We start from the raw sequence: 821 nt of genomic DNA, 5'->3' as shown, positions 1-821 counted from the left end.
TTTTATTATGTGACTTTAAGTCCGTTTCGCTCCAAAGGTGCGAAACAAATAAACCACCCGCTATGCGGGTGTGCATCGAAGGTTATTATGTAAGTACAGTAGGACTTAATGAATCCACAATTAAGAAATATATTCAGGAACAAGAGAAGCATGATATCGTATTGGACAAATTAAGCGTTAAAGAATATGAAAATCTCCTCAGGGATAATGGTAAGTAACGCGAATGCCTCTTTGAGAGGCTTGTGACGAGTCAAAAGCAATAAGGCTTGAACAAAGTGAAATCCAGCGTCTTTAGGCGCTGGCTGGTATTATGGACTTATAGCCCTTAATCAAACCACCCGTTAGACGGGTGGTTATGATTTTTTAATTATCAATCTAATCTTAATAATAATTAAATGATAATAATAGTTCTAAAATATATTGAAAAACCTTATTTTAAAAGAATTTATTAACTCGAAATAATGATTTGAATTTTCAAAAAATACTTGACACTCTTAAGTTTCGAGAGTAAAATTCTAACATAAAGTTAAAAGGAGATACAAAATGGAACAAAGTACCGCTAAAAAATATGAGTTTCTTATCAACGACACAATCGAACTCGGTGGAGGTGTCACGCTATTTAGAATTAAGGCTTTGATTGGTTTTGGGAATGTAAAAAAAGGGGAACTAGGCGGTTATGTAGAAAAGGAGGGTAATCTATGTCACTCAGGCAAAGCTTGGGTCACTGGCAACGCTAAGGTCTATGGCAGTGCTAGGGTCTCTGGCGACGCTGAGGTCTCAGGCAACGCTAAGGTCTTTGGCAACGCTGAAGTCATTGACAA

2 pseudogenes are annotated in these 821 nt (G+C 36.9%); both read left to right on the top strand.

What is annotated here, in order from left to right:
- A pseudogene (locus tag HMPREF3112_RS11825) lies at positions 1-218 on the top strand (hypothetical protein); the annotation flags it as partial.
- A 325-nt stretch (positions 219-543) separates the two neighbouring features.
- Positions 544-821, top strand: a pseudogene (locus HMPREF3112_RS10420) (polymer-forming cytoskeletal protein); the annotation flags it as partial.

The sequence above is a fragment of the Streptococcus sp. HMSC10E12 genome, assembly GCF_001807855.1.
GTDB lineage: Bacteria > Bacillota > Bacilli > Lactobacillales > Streptococcaceae > Streptococcus > Streptococcus salivarius.
The sequence above is the reverse complement of the archived record's forward strand: the minus strand, read 5'-3'. Positions and strand labels throughout refer to the sequence as shown.